12 protein-coding genes, 1 other RNA gene, 3 pseudogenes and 1 riboswitch are annotated in these 16,613 nt (G+C 72.8%); of the genes and pseudogenes, 7 read left to right on the top strand and 9 right to left on the bottom strand.

Going from position 1 to position 16,613, the window contains the following annotated elements:
- Positions 1-5 precede the first annotated feature (5 nt).
- A complete protein-coding gene (locus ACFYTE_RS25950; RefSeq protein WP_388714925.1) occupies positions 6-1,526 on the top strand; it encodes a bifunctional RNase H/acid phosphatase in 1,521 nt (506 codons plus the stop codon).
- A gap of 322 nt (positions 1,527-1,848) precedes the next feature.
- Here the strand turns inward: ACFYTE_RS25950 and eda are convergent, their stop codons facing one another.
- Both eda and yaaA read right to left on the bottom strand, forming a co-directional pair.
- Positions 1,849-2,475, bottom strand: coding sequence for a bifunctional 4-hydroxy-2-oxoglutarate aldolase/2-dehydro-3-deoxy-phosphogluconate aldolase (gene eda, locus ACFYTE_RS25955; protein WP_388714928.1), 627 nt, complete (start codon positions 2,473-2,475; stop codon positions 1,849-1,851).
- A gap of 72 nt (positions 2,476-2,547) precedes the next feature.
- Positions 2,548-3,330: a peroxide stress protein YaaA gene (yaaA, locus tag ACFYTE_RS25960; protein ID WP_388715287.1), complete on the bottom strand. Its 783-nt coding sequence runs from the start codon at positions 3,328-3,330 to the stop codon at positions 2,548-2,550.
- Between the two features lie 126 nt (positions 3,331-3,456).
- On the opposite strand from yaaA, the gene ACFYTE_RS25965 reads away from it, so the two are divergent.
- From ACFYTE_RS25965 to rnpB, 3 genes and pseudogenes are all read left to right on the top strand, one after another.
- Complete coding sequence (locus tag ACFYTE_RS25965) at positions 3,457-4,320, top strand: AraC family ligand binding domain-containing protein (RefSeq protein ID WP_388715290.1); 864 nt, start codon at positions 3,457-3,459, stop codon at positions 4,318-4,320.
- Positions 4,321-4,402: 82 nt separating this feature from the next.
- Positions 4,403-5,119, top strand: a pseudogene (locus tag ACFYTE_RS25970) (DMT family transporter); the annotation flags it as partial.
- 115 nt (positions 5,120-5,234) lie between these two features.
- Positions 5,235-5,636, top strand: an RNA gene (gene rnpB / locus ACFYTE_RS25975) — RNase P RNA component class A.
- 433 nt (positions 5,637-6,069) lie between these two features.
- Here the strand turns inward: rnpB and ACFYTE_RS25980 are convergent.
- Positions 6,070-7,473, bottom strand: coding sequence for a lipase family protein (locus ACFYTE_RS25980; protein WP_388714931.1), 1,404 nt, complete (start codon positions 7,471-7,473; stop codon positions 6,070-6,072).
- Between the two features lie 410 nt (positions 7,474-7,883).
- On the opposite strand from ACFYTE_RS25980, the gene ACFYTE_RS25985 reads away from it, so the two are divergent.
- Entirely contained in the window at positions 7,884-8,525 is a 642-nt protein-coding gene (locus ACFYTE_RS25985) for a superoxide dismutase (RefSeq protein WP_388714934.1), read from the top strand.
- Positions 8,526-8,679: 154 nt separating this feature from the next.
- Here the strand turns inward: ACFYTE_RS25985 and metE are convergent, their stop codons facing one another.
- From metE to ACFYTE_RS26015, 6 genes and pseudogenes are all read right to left on the bottom strand, one after another.
- Complete coding sequence (gene metE, locus ACFYTE_RS25990) at positions 8,680-10,998, bottom strand: 5-methyltetrahydropteroyltriglutamate--homocysteine S-methyltransferase (RefSeq protein WP_388714937.1); 2,319 nt, start codon at positions 10,996-10,998, stop codon at positions 8,680-8,682.
- Positions 10,999-11,168: 170 nt separating this feature from the next.
- Positions 11,169-11,360: riboswitch (cobalamin riboswitch) on the bottom strand.
- Between the two features lie 41 nt (positions 11,361-11,401).
- Positions 11,402-11,779 (bottom strand): annotated as a pseudogene (locus tag ACFYTE_RS25995) (response regulator transcription factor); the annotation flags it as partial.
- Positions 11,770-12,171 (bottom strand): annotated as a pseudogene (locus tag ACFYTE_RS26000) (ABC transporter permease); the annotation flags it as partial. The pseudogenes ACFYTE_RS26000 and ACFYTE_RS25995, both read right to left, overlap by 10 nt.
- Positions 12,168-13,106, bottom strand: a complete 939-nt coding sequence (locus ACFYTE_RS26005) for an ATP-binding cassette domain-containing protein (RefSeq protein ID WP_388714941.1) — start codon at positions 13,104-13,106, stop codon at positions 12,168-12,170. The pseudogene ACFYTE_RS26000 and the gene ACFYTE_RS26005, both read right to left, overlap by 4 nt.
- Before the next feature lie 279 nt (positions 13,107-13,385).
- Positions 13,386-13,766 (bottom strand): MazG-like family protein, encoded by a 381-nt coding sequence (locus ACFYTE_RS26010; RefSeq protein WP_388714944.1) that lies wholly within the window; start codon positions 13,764-13,766, stop codon positions 13,386-13,388.
- A 24-nt stretch (positions 13,767-13,790) separates the two neighbouring features.
- Positions 13,791-14,345 (bottom strand): DoxX family membrane protein, encoded by a 555-nt coding sequence (locus tag ACFYTE_RS26015; protein WP_388714947.1) that lies wholly within the window; start codon positions 14,343-14,345, stop codon positions 13,791-13,793.
- Positions 14,346-14,487: 142 nt separating this feature from the next.
- Between ACFYTE_RS26015 and ACFYTE_RS26020 the strand changes: the two genes are divergently transcribed.
- Together ACFYTE_RS26020 and ACFYTE_RS26025 are read left to right on the top strand one after the other, a co-directional pair.
- A complete protein-coding gene (locus ACFYTE_RS26020; protein ID WP_388714950.1) occupies positions 14,488-14,814 on the top strand; it encodes a nuclear transport factor 2 family protein in 327 nt (108 codons plus the stop codon).
- A 578-nt stretch (positions 14,815-15,392) separates the two neighbouring features.
- Entirely contained in the window at positions 15,393-16,607 is a 1,215-nt protein-coding gene (locus tag ACFYTE_RS26025; protein WP_388714953.1) for a D-alanyl-D-alanine carboxypeptidase family protein, read from the top strand.
- Positions 16,608-16,613: the final 6 nt, after the last annotated feature.

Consider the following 16,613-nt stretch of genomic DNA (forward strand, 5'->3'; position numbering starts at 1 on the left):
TGGGCGTGCGGGAGTTCATCGTCGAGGCGGACGGTGGGTCGCGCGGCAATCCGGGTCCGGCCGGCTACGGCGCCGTCCTGCTCGACGCCGTGACCGGCCAGGCGCTGCTGGAGGCCGCCGAGTACATCGGCATCGCCACCAACAACGTCGCCGAGTACCGGGGGCTGCTGGCCGGACTGCGGGCCGCGCGTGACCTCGATCCCGGCGCCGCCGTCCACGTCCGCATGGACTCCAAGCTGGTCGTCGAGCAGATGTCGGGCCGCTGGAAGATCAAACACCCCGACCTGAAGCCGCTCGCCGCGGAGGCGGCCCGGGTACTGCCGCCCGACCGCGTCACCTACGAGTGGATCCCCCGGGAGCGCAACAAGCACGCCGACCGCCTGGCCAACGAGGCGATGGACGCGGGCCGCCGCGGCGAACAGTGGTCCCCGGCGGACTCGACGGCGGCCCTGGACACGACCGGGACCCGGACCCCGGCCGGGACCGGCGAACCCGCCGGGGCCCCTGATACTGTCGGGGTCGGCGATACCGTCGGGGCCGGTGATGCCGCCGGGGCCCCTGATACAGCCGGGGCCACTGCCGGGGTCGGCGATACGGCCGGGGCCACTGCCGGGGTCGGCGATACGGCCGGGGCCCCTGATACTGCCGGCGTCGGAGATACTCCCGGGGCCGCTGATACGGCCGGGACCCGTGATACCGCCGGGGTCGGCGATACGGCCAGGTCCCTGGACACGGGGGCGGCCCCGTCGGCCCCCTCGGCCGCGCGCGCCGGCACGGGCGCGGTCCTGGAACCCCCGGTCACCGAACTCCGGGGCACCGGCGGCGCGGCCAAGGCGGGCGCCGATGTGCGGGCGGCGCGGGCCGTGGCAACGCCGAGCGCCGGCTGGGCGCCCGCCGACCTCGGGGCTCCGGCCACCTTCGTGCTGCTGCGGCACGGGGAGACCCCGCTCACCCCGCAGAAGCGGTTCTCCGGGAGCGGCGGCAGCGATCCGTCCCTGTCGGACGTCGGCCGGGAGCAGGCGCAGCGGGTCGCCGCGGCCCTCGCCCGGCGCGGCACCGTCCAGGCGATCGTGTCGTCACCGCTGGCCCGTACCCGGGAGACCGCCGCGATCGTCGCCGCCCGGCTCGGCCTTGAGGTCGCCGTGGCGGACGGGCTGCGCGAGACGGACTTCGGCGCCTGGGAAGGGCTCACCTTCGGCGAGGTGCGTGAGCGCCACCCGGACGACCTGAACGCCTGGCTGACCGACCCCGGGGCGCGCCCGACCGGCGGCGGCGAGAGCTTCGCGGCGACCGCCGCGCGGATCGCCGCCACCCGAGACGAACTGGTCGCCGCGTACGCCCGCCGCACCGTGCTGCTGGTCACCCACGTGACCCCGATCAAGACCTTCGTACGCCTGGCCCTGGGCGCCCCGCCCGAGTCCCTGTTCCGCATGGAACTCTCGGCGGCGTCCCTGTCGGCGGTGGCGTACTACACGGACGGCAACGCCAGCGTCCGCCTGTTCAACGACACGTCCCACCTGCGGTGAGCTTCGCAGGGTTGAGCCGCGCCGAGACGCACCGAACCGGGCGGAGCCCCGCCCGGAACTGAGCGTTGCGGGGTCGCCCGGAGTTCCGCCCCACCCTGGGCACGACGAGGCGATGCGGGAGCCTCGCGGTGCGTTGAGGAGCAGGCGGTCGGCCAGGGCCCTGCGTCGCGGTAGGTGTCACGTGGGCGAACTGGAGTTCCGTGCCGAGTGGGACGTCCCTCCGAACCGGAGCGCTGCGCCGCGTTGAGTGTCAGGCGGTCGTGCGGAGCCCCGCGCCGCGGGCGTCACATCTGCGAGCCGGAGTTTCGCGCCGAGTTGGACGTCATGCGGTTGTGCGGAGGTTTGCTGCCTGGCGGGCCAGGGTTTCTATTCGGGGCCAGTCGCGGGCCGCCACCGCGTCCGTCGGTACCATCCAGGTGCCGCCGACGCAGCCGACGTTGGGCAGGGCCAGATACTCCGCGGCGTTCGCCGGCCCGATCCCCCCGGTCGGGCAGAAGCGGGCCTGCGGCAGCGGACCGGCCAGCGACTTCAGATACGCCGTGCCGCCGGCCGCCTGCGCCGGGAAGAACTTCATCTCCCGCACCCCGCGTTCGAGCAGCGCCACCACCTCCGACGTGGTCGACACCCCCGGCAGGAACGGCACCCCGGACCCGGCCATCGCCGCCAGCAGCGCATCCGTCCAGCCGGGGCTGACCAGGAACCGCGCCCCGGCCGCGCACGCGTCCGCCACCTGCTCGCGGCCGAGGACCGTACCGGCGCCGACCACCGCGTCGGGCACCTCGGCGGCGATCGCCCGGATCGCCGCCGGCGCGGCGGGCGTCCGCAGCGTCACCTCGATCGCGGGCAGCCCGCCCGCGACCAGCGCCCTCGCGAGCGGTACGGCGTCGGCGGCGTCCGCCAGCACGACCACGGGCATGACGGGCGCGAGATCCAGCGGTGATGAGGACATGCCGCTCATCCTGCCCGCGCCGAGCATCATGCGCAAAGACCGTTGCGTATGGTGCAACGCACCCAGGGCGCTTCAGTGCACGTCGTCGACCAGCACGTCCAGCGCCCACGCCCGGCCCGCCCGCGCGGGCGCCTGCGCCTCCACCACGTACCCGAGATCCCGGAGCGCCGTCACCAGCTCGCCCGGATGCTTCGGCGCGGCACCGGACGACAGCAGACTGCGCACGATCCGCCCCTTCGTCGCCTTGTTGAAGTGGCTGACGACCTTCCGGGTCGGCGCGTGCAGCACCCGCACGGTGGCCGTACGCCCCGCCACCTCGCCCTTCGGCTGCCACGCGGCCGCATACGCGGCGGAACGCAGATCGAGCACCAGCCCGGCCCCGGCCGCCGCGGGCAGCACGTCGGCCAACGGCCCGCGCCAGTGCGCGCCCAGCGCCCCGAGCCCCGGCAGCCGCACCCCCATCGAGCAGCGGTACGACGGGATGCGGTCCGTCACCCGGAGCGCACCCCACAGCCCCGAGAAGACCAGCAGCGACCGCGCGGCGCGCCGCTTGGCGGCCGGATCCAGGGAGGCCAGGTCGAGGGCGTCGTACAGCACACCCGTGTAGACCTCACCGGCGGGCCGCGCCCCGGCCGTACGCAGCGCGGCGTTCTTCGCGACCTCGCCGCGCAGGCCCTCGCTGAGCCCCAGCACCTCGCGCGCCTTGACCTCGTCCCCCGCGCACAGGTCGACCAGCTCGTCGAGGACGGCCGCACGGGCGGCGGCCAGCCCCGGCAGGGACAGCGACTCCGGCTTCAGCGGGGCGCCCCGGCCGGACGCGGCCTTGCCTTCGGACGGCGGCAGCAGGACAAGCACCATGACAGCAAGGACTCCTTCTCTCGACCTCCGCGCCAGCGTACGGCGTACGACCGCACCGCAGCCGACCCGGCGGCGCCCCGGCATCCCGGCGGCATGGAACCGGGCCGGAAGGCGTTGCACCCCATGATTCCGGGCGGGAGAACACGAAGGGGTGTGGGGCCGGTGACCGAGCAGGCACTGTGGACGAGGGCGCGCCTGGGCGACTGCGGCCCGCCGCTCGACCTGCTGACCGCCCGCTTCCAGCGGCACGTCTACGCCCCGCACGCGCACGAGGAGTTCACCATCGGCGTGTGCGTCGGCGGCGCCGAGGTCATCGACTACCGCGGCGGCCGCATCCGCACCGGCCCCGGCTCCGTCGTCGTGCTCGCCCCCGGCGAGATGCACACCGGCGGCCCCGCCACCAGCACCGACGGCTACGCCTACCGCGCCCTGTACGCCGACCCGGCCCTGCTCGCCGACGGCACCCTCGGCGGCGTACCGCACTTTCGCGAGCCCCTCCTCGCCGACCCGGAACTCGCCGCCGCGTTCCGGCTCGCGCACACCGACCTGAGCGCCTGCCCCGACCCGCTGGAGGCCGAGTCCCGGCTGCCCTGGCTGCTCACCGCGCTGGCCCGCCGGCACTCCACCGCGCGCCCGGCCCCCGACCACGTACCGGGCGCCTCGGCGATCGCCCGCGCGGTCCGCGACCGGCTCGCCGACGAACTGACCGCCCCGCCCGGCCTCGCCGCCCTTGCGACCGACCTCGGCCTGTCCCGCTACCAACTCCTGCGGGCGTTCCGTACGACCATGGGGATACCGCCCTACGCCTGGCTCGCCCAGTACCGGGTGACCCGGGCACGCGGCCTGCTGGAGGCCGGCCTGCGGCCCGCCGAGGTCGCCGCCCTCGTCGGCTTCGCCGACCAGGCGCACCTCACGCGCTGGTTCCGCCGGGTGCTCGGGGTGACCCCGGCGGCGTACCGCAACAGCGTTCAAGACGCCCGCCGGTGAGCGCCCCGAGACTCACCGCATGACTGCACGCGGCTGGTTCCTGTTCTCCCTGATGGGAGTCGTCTGGGGCATCCCCTATCTGATGATCAAGGTGGCGGTGGACGCGGTGTCCCCGTCGATGGTGGTGTTCACGCGCTGCGCCCTCGGCGCGCTCCTCCTGCTTCCGTTCGCGCTCCGCCAGGGCGGCCTGACCGGGACCGTACGGGCGCACTGGCGGCCCATGCTGGCCTTCGCGTGCATCGAGATCATCGGCCCCTGGTTCACCCTGACCGACGCCGAACGGCACCTGTCCAGCTCCACCGCCGGCCTGCTGATCGCGGGCGTCCCGATCGTGGGCGTGGTCCTGGCCAGGTTCTTGGGGGACACGGAACACCTGGGCGCCCGGCGTCTGACGGGCCTCGCGCTCGGCCTCGGCGGTGTAGTGGTACTCACCGTCCCTCATCTGACCGGCGGCGACGCCCGCTCCCTCGGCGAGGTGCTGGTGACGGTGCTCGGCTACGCCACGGCCCCCTTGATAGCCGCCCGCCGGCTCAAGGACGTACCGTCCCTGCACCTCACGGCGCTCTGCCTGACCCTGGCCGCCCTGGTCTACGCGCCGGCCGCCGCCGTGACCCGGCCGTCCGCCGTGCCCTCCGCGCAGGTGCTGGCCGCGCTGGCCGGCCTGGGTGTGATCTGCACGGCGGTGGCCTTCGTCGCCTTCCTGGAACTGATCAAGGAGGCGGGCCCCACCCGGGCCACCATCATCACGTACGTCAACCCGGCGGTCGCCGTCGCGGCGGGCGCGCTGTTCCTGGACGAGCCGCTGACGGCCGGTGTCGGCGCGGCGTTCGCCCTGATCCTGGCCGGTTCGGTGCTGGCCACGGCCGCCGGTCCGCGGCGCCCCGCACGCCCGGTAACATGGTCGACACGGCAGACGAGCCGGGCGGACGGCCGCGTGGAGTCCCCGTAGGGGGCTTCCCGAGGAACGTCCGGGCTCCACAGGGCAGGGTGGTGGCTAACGGCCACCCGGGGTGACCCGCGGGACAGTGCCACAGAAAGCAGACCGCCCGGCGCTTCGGTGCCGGGTAAGGGTGAAACGGCGGTGTAAGAGACCACCAGTGCCCAGGGTGACCTGGGCAGCTAGGTAAACCCCACCCGGAGCAAGGTCAAGAGGGAGCACCCTGGTGTTCCTGCGCGGACGTTCGAGGGCTGCCCGCCCGAGTCCGCGGGTAGACCGCACGAGGCCGGTGGCAACACCGGCCCTAGATGGATGGCCGTCACCCCGACCTCCGCAAGGAGCCGGGGAACAGAACCCGGCGTACAGCCCGACTCGTCTGCCGCCCCTGTCGGCTTTGCCTGAGAAAGAGCCTCTGACCTGGTACGGAGGCGCTTTCCGGTCTTTCGGCGGCTTGCCGTGCTGGGCGACGGAAAGTCCCCTGGTGATTCTTGAGGTGGCGGGACTACGCGGCCTCGGCGTTGCCGTCGCGTCGGTCAGCGCGGCCAATCGGCGCGGGCTGCGGTGGGCCGGGGTGCATCGGCGCGAAGCTCGGCCGGCTGTCCAGCCACTTAGAACCTCGCCATCCTGTTGTCCACGCCTTCATTGACATCTCTTCCGAAGTCATGCGCCGTGCGACAGCTTGATCACCCTCCGGGTCATGTCTGAGAGCAAATCTGAAGCCGGGGGGCATGCCGGCCACCTGGTCGGCGGTGATGTCGCGGTCGATGTCGGGGGACCTGTTCAGGGGCGTGGTGCCGCTGAAGTCCGTGTCGTCACGGCTGGGAGGGGAGCGTGGTGCAGTTGGAAGGGGTTGGGGTGCCGGAGAGGCGGGTGGTGAGCCAGGTGATGGCTGCTGTCTGGTCGGTCAGTAGGGGGGCGAGGTGGTTGGTGAGTAGTTTGTCGCCCAGGTTGGGCAGGGTGACCGCCTTGTAGGTGACGTCGGCTCCCTTGGCGCACCAGTCGAGGGCGAGCCGGCGGGCCTGGGCGTGCGGGACGATGTCGTCCTGGACGCCGGTCACCAGGCGTACGGGGCTGGTCGGCGTCAGTGTGCCGATGCGCTGGGCGTCGAGGGTGGCGCGCAGCAGGGGCTCGCTGTTGACCACATCGGTCAGGGACTCCCCACTGCGGGTCCAGGTCGTGCTCTTGGTGAAGGCGTAGGTGAGGACGGCGTCACCGACGCACATGGTCGACAGGTCGTGCAGCGCGTTCTTCCCAACGGTGTTGAGGTGCCGGTCGGCGACGGCCCCGAGCGCGGGGTCGCTCTGCAGGAAGCCGTTGACCGACCAGCCCAGAGCGCCCGCCAGGGCACTGCCGTCGATGCCCTTGACCACCGCGGCCAGGTCCGCGGGCGGGGCACCGGCGTAGGTGCCGGCCAGGGTGATGTCGGGGGCGTAGACGGGCTGGAGTTCGGCGGCTGCCGCGCTGGCTCCGCCGCCCTGGCTGTAGCCGTACAGGCCGGTGGGCGAGGCCGAACTGATCGATGCGTCCGGCAGGTTGCGGGCGGCACGTACGGCGTCGAGTACGGCGTGTCCGGCGTCGAGGCGGTTGACGTACGTGTGGAGCCGGTCTGTCGCGCCGAGCCCGACGTAGTCGGTGACGACGACCGCCACTCCGGTGGACAGCAGGCGGTAGACGGCCAGGTTCTCGTATCCGACGGACACGGTTCGGCCGTTGAAGGTGATCGGGTGTTCGAGCCCGAGGGAGGCCGCGCACTGGTCGCCCTGTCCCATGGTGCCCGGGGCGAGGGCCACCAGCGGGCGCGGGCCGCCGTGCCTCCAGGCCGCTGACGGTTCGAGGTAGGCGCCGGTCACGGCGACCGGTTGTCCCGACGCGTCGGTGGACTTGTACATGAGGCGGGTCGCGGTGCCGGGCAGGGGCCTTCCGTCGAGGCCGGGCAGGCTCAGCGCCAGGGGGAGGGGAGCGGTGCGGACGAGTGCGCCGTTGGCCTTGGGGAGGGAGTCGGGCGGGGTGTAGAAGGCCGGAATGGTGACTCCCCGCGAGACGACCTCGCTCTGCGGCGCGGCTGTGGCGGGGGCGCCGCCCGTCACGCCCAGGCACACAAGTGCGGCCAGGGACAGGGCGACGCGACGAGCGCGTAGCGGGCCGGCGGGGGAGATGCCACCGCGTGGTACGGCGGTTGTGGTGCCGGGTTCGGGGTGGGGTTCGGGCCGGTTCATGCGGCTCTCACTCTCTGCTGCGTCAAGCTCTCTGCTGCGTCAAGCTCCTTGCGGGTGGGCGTGCTGAGCCTTGCCGGGCGCGGATGAGGGTGCCGTGAAGGGGACGTCCCCGGTTGGTGACGACGGGCGTCTTCAGCGGGCCGCCGGGCAGGTGGTACGCCGAACTGATGTGGATCGCACCTTAGTTACTGGCGAGTCAGTTCGGGAGCATAGAGCCGTGTGTCACTGAGCGGCAAGGTGTCTGCATGTGTCGTCAGGAGAGCCGCGTCCGCCCGTTGCTCGGCGCCGGCTTGGACATGGCGATCGAGCGGATGTGCCACTGGCAGGTCCCGCGCCTCATCGACCCTCCCGCTTCCTGCTGCTAGCGTGCAGTTGCGCATGGTTCGCAATTACGATGGAGGATGTTGGACATGCCGGTCTACACGCTCCCGGAGCTTCCGTACGACTACGCGGCGCTCGCTCCGGTCATCAGCCCCGAGATCATCGAGCTGCACCACGACAAGCACCACGCCGCCTATGTGAAGGGCGCCAACGACACCCTGGAACAGCTCGCCGAGGCGCGGGACAAGGAGTCGTGGGGCTCGATCAACGGCCTGGAGAAGAACCTGGCCTTCCATCTCTCCGGGCACATCCTGCACTCCATCTACTGGCAGAACATGACCGGCGACGGCGGCGGCGAACCGCTGGAGAAGGACGGCGTCGGCGAACTCGCGGACGCCATCGCGGAGTCGTTCGGCTCGTTCCAGAACCTCAAGGCCCAGCTGTCCAAGGCGTCCGCCACGACACAGGGTTCCGGCTGGGGCGTCCTCGCCTACGAGCCGCTGAGCGGCCGGCTGATCGTCGAGCAGGTCTACGACCACCAGGGCAACGTCGGCCAGGGCGCCACCCCCGTCCTGGTCTTCGACGCCTGGGAGCACGCCTTCTACCTCCAGTACAAGAACCAGAAGGTCGACTTCATCGAGGCCATGTGGAAGGTCGTCAACTGGCAGGACGTGGCCAGGCGTTACGCCGCCGCCAAGGAGCGCGGCAACAGCCTGCTGCTCGCGCCGTGACGCCGTAGCGTCCGCCGCACAGGCGTCCTGCCGGTGACCGTCTTCTCACCCCTCACCAGCAGGCATCCCGACGGAAAGCTCCCGCGAACCGAATGGCTGCGGGAGCTTTCCCCTTCCGGCACGGACCCGGCGATCGGCGGGCCGTCGCCTGCCGTCAGTCCGCGGACAGGTCCGCGCGCACCTCCCGGGCCGCCGAGACCAGGTTCTCCAGGGAGGCCCGGACCTCCGGCCAGCCGCGGGTCTTCAGACCGCAGTCCGGGTTGACCCACAGGCGTTCCACCGGGATGGCCCGCAGGCCGGCGCGCAGCAGGCCGGCCGCTTCCCGCGCGCTCGGCACCCGCGGGGAGTGGATGTCGTACACGCCCGGTCCGGCCTCGCGTGGATAGCCGTGCGCCGCCAGTTCCCGGGCGACCTGCATATGGGAGCGGGCCGCCTCCAGGCTGATGACATCGGCGTCGAGGTCATCGATGGCCTGGACGATGTCGCCGAACTCGGCGTAGCACATGTGCGTATGGACCTGGGTGTCCGGCCGCACTCCACCGGTCGTGAGACGGAATGCCTCGGTGGCCCAGGACAGGTAGTCCGGGCGGTCGGCGGCACGCAGCGGCAGGGTCTCACGCAGCGCGGGCTCGTCCACCTGGATCACCGACGTGCCGGCCGCCTCCAGGTCGTCGACCTCGTCGCGCAGGGCGAGGGCGACCTGCCGGACGGTCTCGGCGAGGGGCTGGTCGTCGCGGACGAACGACCAGGCGAGCATGGTGACCGGACCGGTGAGCATGCCCTTGACCGGACGTACGGTGAGCGACTGGGCGTACGTCGTCCAGCGCACCGTCATCGGCTTGGGCCGGGAGATGTCGCCGGCCAGGATCGGCGGACGGACGTAGCGGGTGCCGTACGACTGGACCCAGCCGTGCCGTGTCGCCAGATACCCGGTGAGCTGTTCCGCGAAGTACTGGACCATGTCGTTGCGTTCCGGCTCGCCGTGCACCAGGACGTCGATGCCGGTCTTCTCCTGGAATGCGATCACCTCCCGGATCTCGGCCTCGATGCGCTGCTCGTAGGTTGCCGTGTCGATCTTCCCTGCTCGCAGGGCTGCACGGGCGGTGCGCTGGTCGCCGGTCTGCGGGAAGGAACCGATGGTCGTGGTCGGCAGCAACGGCAGCCTCAGGTGGGCCCGTTGGGCGGCGACCCGTTCGGTGTACGGCTGGGAACGGCGGGCGTCGGCCGCGGTGACGGCGGCCGAGCGGGCCCGGACGGCCGGGTCCCGGGTGACGGGGGAGGCCGCGCGGGAGGTGAGATCGGCGCGGTTGGCGGCCAGTTCGGCGGCGATGGTGTCGGGGCCGTGGGCCAGGCCGCGGGCGAGGGTGACGACTTCGGCGGTCTTCTGCCGGGCGAAGGCAAGCCAGCGGGCGATCTGCGGCTCGATGTCCCGTTCGACGGCGGCGTCCAGCGGTACGTGCAGGAGGGAGCAGGAGGCGGCCACGTCCACGCGGTCGGCGAGGCCGAGGAGCGTGGCCAGGGTGGACAGCGACCTGCCCAGGTCGTTGATCCACACATTGCGGCCGTCGACGATGCCCGCCACGAGCCGCTTGCCCGGCAGGCCCCCGGTCGCCGCGAGGCCGTCGAGGTTCGCCGCCGCGGGACCGGTGAAGTCCAGGGCGAGTCCGTCCACGGGTGCCTCGGCGAGCACGGGCAGGGCCTCGCCGAGCCGGTCGAAGTACGACGCGACCAGGAGCTTGGGACGGTCGCTGAGTACGCCCAGGTCGCGGTAGGCGCGGGCGGCCGCGTTCAGCTCGGCCGGGGTGCGGTCCTGCACCAGGGCGGGCTCGTCCAACTGCACCCACTCGGCGCCGGCCGCACGCAGCTCGGCGAGAACCCGTGCGTACACGGGCAGCAGCCGGTCGAGGAGCGTGAGGGGCGCGAAGCCGGCCGGGACACCGGGGGCGGGCTTGGCGAGCAGCAGATAGGTGAGGGGACCGAGAAGCACCGGACGAGCGCGGAGACCGAGAGCGAGGGCTTCGCGGAGTTCCCCGACCTGCTTCGCCGCATGGGCTTCGAACACCGTCTCGGGGCCCAACTCTGGCACCAGATAGTGGTAGTTGGTGTCGAACCACTTGGTCATCTCCAGTGGTGCCACGTCCTGGGTGCCGCGCGCCATCGCGAAGTACCCGTCCAACCCGTCCGCCTCGACCGCGGCGCGGTGACGCTCGGGGATCGCACCCACCATGACGGTGGTGTCCAGGACATGGTCGTAGTACGAGAAGTCACCGGTCGGGACTTCATGGAGACCGGCGTCGGCCAGCTGCCGCCAGTTGGCGCGGCGGATGCCCGCGGCCGTCTTCCGGAGGGCGTCCGCGGTGACGCGGCCCTTCCAGTAGCCCTCGATCGCCTTCTTCAGTTCCCGGTTCGGGCCCTGGCGGGGGTAGCCGTAGACGGTGGCCCGCACCGCCGGGGCCGCGGAATTCGCTGTCACGAAACTCTCCTTCGCGAGCTTGGGACGAGAGCGACCCCGAAGACGCGGAGCGAGAGCGCGAAGGGATGACAGAACGGACGGGCCACGACATCCGTGCCCGCCTGATATGCACACCGACCCGCCCTCGGGGTCACCGGGATCTCCGCGCGCGGCGGTCCGCGCGCGGGCAGTGGCAGGTCTTCGGACTCGCGGGCACGCCTCGTTCTCGTACGAGACATCTACTGGCCGTTGCTTCCCAGGCCCGTCACTTCCGGGCCCAGTGCGTAGGACGGCGGTCGTTCCCGCTCACCGCTGCGGGGCAGTCCCGGATTCCCACCGGGTTCCCTCTTGCGACGCGCCTGCCTGGCGGACAGGGCGAACCAGCTGCACCGGCCAGCCTACGTGCCCCGTGTGCCGCGCCCGTTCAGTCCGCGTTCGGGCGGGCCAAGCCGTGGTCGTAGGCGAAGATCACCGCCTGGACGCGGTCGCGGGCGCCGATCTTGGCGAGGACGCGGCCGACGTGGGTCTTGACGGTGGACTCGGCCACGACGAAGTGCGCGGCGATCTCTCCGTTGGTCCACCCCTTGCCGATGGCGACGAGGATCTCCCGCTCGCGGCCGGTCAGGGAGCCGAGCCTCGGGTCCGCGGCCCCGGGGCCGCCCGTGCCGTACACCGGGGGGTGACGGGTGAACTCGTCCAGGAGGCGGCGGGTGAGGACGGGGGCGATGATCGCGTCGCCCGCCGCCACCGCCCGGATCCCGGCGAGGAGTTCATCGGGCCGCGCGTCCTTGAGAACACCGCCGCCTTCGACCACAGCACGGGCAGCCGCCGCGGCACCGCCGCCAGCGTCGAGCGGATCATGCCGGTCGAGTACTCCCCGGCCGTCACCAGCACCCCGAGCACGCCGAGGGCGAGTTGGGCGAAGCTCGTGCCGAACAGGGACAGGCTCACCGCGCTCGCGTCGGCGAAGTCCCCGTCGAGGTGGCCGGAATCGTACCCGGAGCGGTAGCGCGACGCGGCGATCAGTCCGAAGCCCACCAGGAACACCAGGCCCAGGGCCAGCGTGATCCACGTCGAGCGCAGCGACCACAGCTTGGCCCACTCCGAACGCAGCACCCGCGGCCCGGTCACCCGGTACGCGGGACGCACGCCGAGGCTCCGGGGCGACCCGGCGGTCGCGGCCGGGGCGCTCATGCCGCCCTCCCCAGGGCCTCGGGGCCGGCGGTCGAGCCGTGGTACTCCACGGCATCCCGGGTCAGTTCCATGAACGCCTCCTCCAGCGACACCGTGCGCGCGCTCAGCTCGAACAGCGCGATCCCGTGCTCGGCGGCCCTGAGCCCGATCTCCCGGGCGGTCAGGCCGGTCACCTCAAGTTCCTCGGAGCCGATCCGGCCGGTGACCTCGACGCCCGGCCCGGCCAGCACCTCACGCAGCCGCGCCGGGTCCTGCGTCGCCACATGCACCGTGTCCCCGCCCGCCTCGCGGACCAGGTCCCGCACGGTCGTGTCGGCCAGCAGCCGCCCCCGGCCCACGATGATCAGATGGTCCGCCACCAGCGCCACCTCGCTCATCAGGTGCGACGAGACGAACACGGTGCGGCCATCGGCGGCGAGCGACGTCAGCAGGGTGCGGATCCACAGCACGCCCTCCGGGTCGAGCCCGTTGACCGGCTCGTCCAGCATTACCGTCTGCGGATCGCCCAGCAGGGCCGCCGCGATGCCGAGCCGCTGGCCCATGCCGAGCGAGAAGGCGCCCGCCCGCTTCTTCGCCACACCGCCGAGCCCGGCGAGGTCGATGACCTCGTCCACCCGGCCGAGCGGGATCCCGTGCGTCAGCGCGAGCGCCTTCAGATGGTTGTACGCCGAACGGCCCGGGTGGATCGACTTCGCCTCCAGCAGCGCGCCGACCTCCTGGAGCGGCGCCCGGTGCCGGGCGTAGTGACGGCCGTTCACCGTCACGGAGCCGCCGGTCGGCGCGTCCAGCCCGACGATCATGCGCATCGTGGTCGACTTGCCCGCGCCGTTGGGGCCGAGGAAGCCGGTCACGGTGCCCGGCTTGACGACGAAATCCAGCCGGTCCACGGCCGTCTTCTCGCCGTACCGCTTGGTCAGCTGCTCTGCCTCTATCATGCGCACTCCCTCGCTCGGGCGCCGGGCGCCGGTTGCCGGTGCCACCGGAACAACGCTAAGAACGAGCCAGCGGTGAACTGGTCGTACCGGGGGCGGAATCGGGGCCGTGCCGTCATACCGCGGTACTACGACCGGACCGGCCGTCTTTTGGCTGCGGCTGTGTTGGGGCCGGGGGCGCGGTGGGGGTGCCTCGGTGGGTTGTTCGGCGGGTGCGGCGTCGTTGTGGCTGGGCGCGCAGTTCCCCGCGCCCCTTTGGGGCGGGGCCCTGCTTGCCGGTGGCTATGCGTTGTGCCGTTGAGCGGGTGGGGGCGGGGTGAGTGAGCGGGTGGTGACCCGGGTGAGATGACGGGTGAACTTCTCCCGGGCGTCCGGGGTCAGGGTGCGCAGCGCGACCAGCGCGGTGATGACGACGTCGCAGAGTTCGGCCCGGACGTCCTCCCAGGTGTGCGAGACGCCCTTGCGCGGGTTCTGCCCGGTCGCGCCGATCACCGCCTGGGCGACCTCGCCGACCTCCTCCGACAGCTTGAGCACCCGCAGCAGCACGGTCCGCGACCGGTCGTGCCCATCCTGCCCATCGTGCGCTTCCAGCCAGGCCCACAGCTCCTCGACAGCGGTCCACAGGTCCGCGGGCGCCGGTGCGCGCATCTCCCCATCGGTCATGGACGCAGCCTGCCACGACCACGGCTACTGCTCGAACAGCGCATCCTGCGCGCCCGCCGCCTCCTCGGCCGTCCGCCGCACCCGGCAGTTCCGGGCGCCCACCACGGCCGCGGTGACCGCCGCGGTCACCCCGAGCGCCGCCGGGACCATCCAGCCGCGGTCGAAGACATGGCCGAGGGCATGGTCGAGGGAGAGCCGGCCGGGGCCCGCGACGGCGAGTCCGGCCGCGGCCAGGCCCAGCGTCGCCGCGTACTCGTAGCCGCCCTCCTGGGCGAAGAAGCCGTTGGGTACGTGGACCGCCGCGGCGCCCGCCATCGCGCCGACCGCCGCCGCACCCGCGGCGGGCGTGCCGAGGCCGAGCGCCAGCAGCGCCCCGCCGCCCGTCTCGGCGAGGCCCGCCGCCGTCGCACTCGCCCGGCCCGGGGCATAGCCGACGGACTCCATGAAGCGGCCGGTGCCCTCGATGCCGTGCCCGCCGAACCAGCCGAACAGCTTCTGCGTGCCGTGTGCGGCCAGCACCCCGCCGGTGCCCAGCCGGAGCAGCAGCAGGCCCAGATCACGTCGGTCGTAACAGCTCACGGTGACTCCCCATGCGGTTCGGGTCGACGGCCGGAACAGGCTCCTGCCCGGGTGTCCACCGTCGCATCCGGGACCGCCGGGCAGCCCGTCCGGGGCGCCGTTCGGGTGGCGGGGCCCCTGGCGCGGTGTGAGGGTGACAGCCATGACGATCCAGACATCGAAACTCAGCGACCCCGCGGTACGGGCCTTCGTCAGCGCCGTCAACGCCCATGACCGCCAGGCCTTCCTGGACACCCTCACCCCCGACGCGACCATGTCCGACGACGGCTCCGACCGGGACCTCGCGGACTGGATCGACCGGGAGATCTTCTCCTCCCACGGGCACATGGAGGTCGACAACGAGTCCCAGGGCGGCCGTTCGCTGGTCGCCCGCTACCGCAACGACGCGTGGGGCGAGATGCGGACGAGGTGGAGCTTCACGATCGAGGACGACGGCCGGATCTCCCACTTCGACACGGGCCAGGCGTAACGGCTCCGCCGGCCCGGCGGCTGGGGCCGGTACGGTCCACGCGGCTGTGCGGCGCGGGTGGCGGGGGATTCCGTATTGCAGGTGCGGCAGGTGCGGCAGGTGCGGCGGGTGCGGCGGGTGCGGGCGGTGCGGCCGGTGCGGATGGTGTGGCCGTTGCGGCAGGTGCGGTGCAGGTGCGGCGGGTGCCGCTGGTGCCGCTGGTGCGGCCGGTGTGGCAGGTGCGGCGGGTGCAGGCCGATGTGGCCGGTGTGGCAGGTGTGGCAGTGCGGCTGGTGTGGCCGGTGCGGTGGGTGCGGCGGGTGTGCCCGGTATGGCTCGCGCGGGTGGCGTGGCTCGCGTGGCGGGGCGGGTCGGCTCGCGCGGCGGCTCGCATGGCGGGGGTGGTTCGGGCTGCCGACGATCCGGCCGTTTACGCGCGCCCCGTCGTTCCCTGGGGCGGCAAGCGGGCGGGCTGCGCTGCCCGGCGGTGCGCGTCGTGTGGACCGGAGGCCTTCGGTCGGGTGTGACCCCCGCCGTACCCGCTCACTTCTGGGCCCAGCCGCACGGGGGCCCCGGAGGGGGCGTGTACGGTTCGCGGGATGCGTGAATGTTCCCGGCTCACGCGGCGTGCCGCCCTCGGTCTGGCCGTCGCCGCGCTTCCCCTGTCCGCCGCCCCCGCGTCGGCCGCCTCGGCTGAGGTCGGCGGTGAGCTGCTGGCCCGACCGGGCGTCCAGGTCCGCGGGGCGGGCGGGCTGCCCGCGCGGCTCACGGCCCGCTCCTGGCTGGTCGCCGACGGCGGGAGCGGGGAGGTGCTCGCCGCGTGCGACGCGCACCGGCGGCTGGCGCCCGCCTCCACGCTGAAGATGCTGTTCGCGGACACCCTGCTCCGCAAGTTCGACCGCACCGAGCGGCACAGGGTGACCGAGGCCGAACTGGCCGGGATACCGGCGGGCTCCAGCCTCGTCGGCATCAAGCCGGGGATCACCTACACCGTCGAGCAGTTGTGGCAGGGCGTGTTCCTGCGCTCGGGCAACGACGCGGTGCATGTGCTGGCCCATATGAACGGCGGGGTCGCGAAGACGGTCGCCGAGATGCAGGCCAGGGCGGCGGACTTCCAGGCCCTGGACACCCGGGTGGTCAGCCCGGACGGCTATGACCACCCGGGGCAGCTGTCGTCGGCGTACGACCTGACGCTCTTCGCGTGGCACGGTCTCAAGGACGCCGACTTCCGGGGGTACTGCGCCACCGGGACCGCCGACTTCCCGGCGGGCGGTAAGAAGACGTTCCAGATCCAGAACACCGACCGGCTGCTGACGGGGACCTGGGGCCTGGACCGGTACGAGGGTCTGATCGGGGTGAAGAACGGCTACACCAGCAAGGCCGGCAACACCTTCACCGGTGCCGCCACCCGGGACGGGCGCACCCTGCTGGTCACGGTGATGCACCCGGACAACGGCGGCAACGCCGTCTACGAGGAGACGGCCGCGCTGCTCGACTGGGGTTTCGGGAAGGGGAGTTCGGCACGGGCGGTGGGCACGCTGGTCGATCCGCTCAGTGAGGGCGGAGCGAGCGCGAGCCCGGAGCCGACGCGGCGGTCGGCGCGGGCCGCCGCGGGACCGGCGGCGCCGAAGGAGACCTCCCCCTGGCGCCTGCTGGAGGGCGCGGCGGGCACGGTCGCGCTGCTGGGCACGGGTACCTGGGCCCTGCGCCGCCGCAAAGTGGCCCAGGCGGCGGAGGCAACGGAGGCGGCGCAGCCGGGGAAGACGCCGGACGCGATCCCGAACCGCCGCCGCAGGGGCCGACACCGCACCTGAACACCC

It is taken from the genome of Streptomyces sp. NPDC004629 (assembly GCF_042873595.1).
Lineage (GTDB): Bacteria > Actinomycetota > Actinomycetes > Streptomycetales > Streptomycetaceae > Streptomyces.

Coding starts and splice junctions, on each gene's coding strand:
- eda (WP_388714928.1), bottom strand. CDS start 2,475: ATGTCCTCATCACCGCTGGATCTCGCGCCCGTCATGCCCGTGGTCGTG.
- ACFYTE_RS25980 (WP_388714931.1), bottom strand. CDS start 7,473: ATGAACCGGCCCGAACCCCACCCCGAACCCGGCACCACAACCGCCGTA.
- ACFYTE_RS25965 (WP_388715290.1), top strand. CDS start 3,457: ATGATTCCGGGCGGGAGAACACGAAGGGGTGTGGGGCCGGTGACCGAG.
- ACFYTE_RS26005 (WP_388714941.1), bottom strand. CDS start 13,106: ATGATAGAGGCAGAGCAGCTGACCAAGCGGTACGGCGAGAAGACGGCC.
- ACFYTE_RS26025 (WP_388714953.1), top strand. CDS start 15,393: ATGCGTGAATGTTCCCGGCTCACGCGGCGTGCCGCCCTCGGTCTGGCC.
- ACFYTE_RS25985 (WP_388714934.1), top strand. CDS start 7,884: ATGCCGGTCTACACGCTCCCGGAGCTTCCGTACGACTACGCGGCGCTC.
- ACFYTE_RS26020 (WP_388714950.1), top strand. CDS start 14,488: ATGACGATCCAGACATCGAAACTCAGCGACCCCGCGGTACGGGCCTTC.
- ACFYTE_RS26010 (WP_388714944.1), bottom strand. CDS start 13,766: ATGACCGATGGGGAGATGCGCGCACCGGCGCCCGCGGACCTGTGGACC.